Below are 3,248 nucleotides of genomic sequence, written 5' to 3' on the forward strand. Positions count from 1 at the left end.
ATTCAGCTGGTGGGCGTGAATCAGCACATCGGTTCTTTGTTCATGGAGGAAGGGCCGTATCTTGCCGCCATGAACATTCTGCTTGCCATGGCGGAAAAGCTGCTTAACCTGGGCTATCCTTTGGAGATCATCGACTTCGGCGGCGGTTTCGGCATGCCCTATCACAAGTATGAAGGGCAGAGCCGCATGGACATGGAGGCCCTCGGGCGCGCCATTCACGGGCGTCTTTCGGAGTGGGCGGAGTCCACGGGCTACAAAGGCCGCTTCTTCATTGAGCCCGGCCGTTATGTGGTGGCCGAATGCGGCGTGGTGCTCGGCACCGTGCATGCCGTGAAGAACAACGGCCCCCATCGTTTCGTGGGTACCGACATAGGCTTCACCGTCCTTGCCCGTCCCATGCTGTACGACGCCTTCCACGATGTGGAAATCTACCGTGAAAACGGCGAGCCCTGCGCCGAGACCATGGAACAGACCGTTGTGGGCAACATCTGTGAATCCGGCGATATCCTTGCCAAAGACCGCGCGCTTCCTCCTGTGGAGCAGGGCGATATCATCGCCATGCTGGACGCGGGAGCCTACGGCTGGGTCATGGCCTCCACCTACAATCAGCGCACGCGGCCTGCCGAAGTGCTCATTGGGGCGGACGGCAGGGCAAGGCTTATCCGCCGCAGGGAAACGCTGGATGATCTGACGGCTCTTTTCGTGTCGGAAGAGGAAGTCTGAAGCGGAAATCCGCGTTTTTGACAGAAAAAAACGTGTCCGCAGCGCGTGCGGCGCGGAAGGAAGGGGCCGCCTTGTGCGGCCCTTTTTTCCGTTTTTCACGGGGGCATGGAGCTCCCGGCATTGTTCGCCGTCCTTCCTGTTGAAGTCCCGGCGTTTCATGCGCCGTGAATATGCGCGCAGCGGAACAGCGTGTTTTATCTTCATTTTTTCCTCGGCAACGCAACGCACGGTTTTGCAATCGGTGTGAAATTTTGTTCTTTTCCCCTTGTCAGGGGGCAGTATCGCGTTATCTTCTGCCCATGTCCGCATTGTTTTCCTTCCTTTCCTCCCTGCGTTTCGGCGCATGGCTCCGAGAGGTGCCCTTCGGTACCATCTGGGGGCTTGTCTGGCCGCAGATGATGATGCTTTTTTGCAGCATCATCGTGAACCTTACGGATATCTGGGCTGCAGGGCGCGTTTCTTCAGACGTGCAGGCCGCCGTAGGCCTTTCCTTCCAGCTTCAGGTCTTTCTCATGGTGTTCGGCTGGGCCCTGGGCGCGGGCGGTATGGCTGCGGTGAGTCAGTCCATGGGCGCGGGGCGCTTTATGCGTGCGCAGAATTATGTGGGCCTTGTGCTTGCAAGTTGCGTGGCTGTGGCCTGCGTTCTCGCGCTTCTTACCTGGATTTTCCGCGCGCCGGTGCTTTTTGTGCTGCAAACGCCGCCGTTGCTTCTTCCTGCGACGGATTATATGGTGAGCATCATGCTCATGGGGCTGCCTGCCTTCTACGTTATGCAGGTGGGGGGCACGCTTTTTCGTGCGGCGCGGCAGGTCATTGCGCCGCTTCTGGTGGCCGTGGCCGCATGTCTGCTCAATGTGTTCGGCGATTTATGCTTCGGCCTGGGCTGGCTGGGTTTTCCGGTTCTGGGCATGACGGGAATAGCCTGGTCCACTTTCAGCGCCAACGCTCTGGCAGCCGTGCTTACCCTGCTTTTTCTGAAAAGGGGCGGGCTGATAAGCCGCCATCTGCTGCCGCCTCTGCGCTGGCTGCGGAGTGGGGCTCCCTATCTCGTCAAAGTGGCGGTTCCGGCCTGCGGCAACAGCCTTCTCTGGCATACGGGCTACCTTGTCATGTACGCCATCACCGCGTCGCTCCCCGACGGTGTGGAGGCTCTCGCCGGGCTCACGGCGGGCAACCGCATCGAGTCCCTGCTCTACATGCCCGCCAACGCCTTCATGGTCACAGCCTCCATTTTGGTGGGCAACGCCCTGGGGGCGGGGGACAAAGCCGGAGCGAAGCGCATAGGTGTGGTGCTTTTCCTGATTTCCGGCATTTCCATGAGTTCCGTGGCTGCCTGCATGTGGCCTTTCATTCCCGATCTTGCCGCCTTTTTTTCCATGGAGGGCGCTGTTCAGACGCAGATCGTGAATTATCTTTTCTACAATGTGCTGGTGGTACCCTTTACCGTGTCCGGGCTGGTGCTGCACGGCGTGATGAACGGCGCGGGAGCCACCATATACCCGCTCATCGTCAATACCGCGAGCATCTGGCTCATCCGCCTGCCGTTCGGCTGGGGCCTTTCCCGCCTTGTTTTCCATGATGCCTGCGGCGTGTACATGGCCATGTTCCTTTCCATGTCCATCCAGACTTCCGCCATGGTCTGGGTGTTCTTCCGCAAGGACTGGACGCGGTTCGCCATGGGCGCTCACTCTTCCCATTTCAAGCATAAGGAGAAGGCATGAACCTGCCTGCCGGATACATTCCGCTTACTCTCGACCTTTATGACGACTATCGGCGCTATTTCGAGCGTACGCCGCAGCCTACGGCGGATCTGACCTTCACCAACCTCTGGGGCTGGGCCGAGTATTTCGGGCTGGGGCTTTCCCTGCGCGAGAATCTCTGCTGGATATGCCAGACAAAACCGTATCTTCGTTACTGGGCGCCTGTGGGGGCCTGGGCGGAGGCGGAGTGGGCCATGCAGCCGGAAATACGCCGGGGAGTGGAGCTTATCCGCGCGCCGGAGAAACTTGCCGCAGCCGTGTCGGATGCACTTGGCGGCCGCGTGACGGTGGTGGAGGATCGCGATCAGTGGGAATACCTGTACGACCGCGACGAACTTGCCGAACTGCCCGGGCCGAAGTTCCACAAGAAGAAAACGCACGTCAACGGCTATCACCGCCGCTATGGCGAGGACTACCGTCCCCTCGGCGAGGCTTCCAACCCCGACGGCATCGAGCATGTCCTTCAGCTTCAGGAAGAATGGTGCAAATGGCGGGACTGTGAGAACAGCCCTTCGCTCCAGGCGGAAAACGAGGCCATTTTCCGCGTGGTGGGCAACTGGGACCGTCTGCCCGGCCTCGTGGGGGGCGCCTTGTATGTGGAGGATAAGATAGGGGCTTTTGCCGTGGGTGAAAAAGTAGGGGACATGATGGTCGTGCATTTTGAAAAGGTGCAGGCGGAGCTCAAAGGCGTCTATCAGGCCATAAACCATTCCTTCGTCAACCACTCCGCACGGGGTGTTTCCCTTATCAACCGGGAGCAGGATA

At 59.5% G+C, this 3,248-nt stretch carries 2 protein-coding genes and 1 pseudogene; all 3 read left to right on the forward strand.

Annotated elements, in window-relative coordinates:
* Nucleotides 1-723: pseudogene (locus tag K8W16_RS02365) on the forward strand (diaminopimelate decarboxylase); the annotation flags it as partial.
* Nucleotides 724-1,022: 299 nt separating this feature from the next.
* A complete protein-coding gene (locus K8W16_RS02370) occupies nucleotides 1,023-2,444 on the forward strand; it encodes an MATE family efflux transporter (protein ID WP_304120828.1) in 1,422 nt (473 codons plus the stop codon).
* A partial coding sequence (locus tag K8W16_RS02375) for a DUF2156 domain-containing protein (protein ID WP_304120829.1) occupies nucleotides 2,441-3,248 on the forward strand: 808 nt, incomplete at its 3' end. The genes K8W16_RS02370 and K8W16_RS02375, both read left to right, overlap by 4 nt.

Source organism: Mailhella massiliensis, from assembly GCF_020741395.1.
Lineage (GTDB): Bacteria > Desulfobacterota > Desulfovibrionia > Desulfovibrionales > Desulfovibrionaceae > Mailhella > Mailhella massiliensis_A.

Coding starts and splice junctions, on each gene's coding strand:
- K8W16_RS02370 (WP_304120828.1), top strand. CDS start 1,023: ATGTCCGCATTGTTTTCCTTCCTTTCCTCCCTGCGTTTCGGCGCATGG.